This is a genomic window from Pseudomonas sp. AC083 (assembly GCF_979253165.1).
The window spans coordinates 1-233 of record NZ_CEEDDH010000368.1; the positions used below are offsets into that span (position 1 = coordinate 1).

The 233-nt window shown below is 52.8% G+C and carries 1 pseudogene; it reads right to left on the minus strand.

From position 1 onward, the window contains the following. Positions 1-233 (minus strand): annotated as a pseudogene (locus tag AC0IXA_RS28220) (glutathione-dependent formaldehyde dehydrogenase); the annotation flags it as partial.

The window sequence follows — 233 nt, forward strand, 5'->3', positions numbered from 1 at the left end:
CCGCTCATCCGTTTTGCATGCCGCAGGCGGTAATCGATGTAATCGACGGCTATCACACGTTCCGCCCCTTTTTGCCAAGCAAATTGCTGTGCCATTAACCCAACAGGTCCGCAGCCTAGCACGATGACCGTATCGCCTTTTTTCACACCTGCGTGCTCTACGCTCCAATAGGCGGTTGGCAGGACATCTGATAAGAACAGCAATTGTTCATCCTCCAGCTCACAATCCTCTGG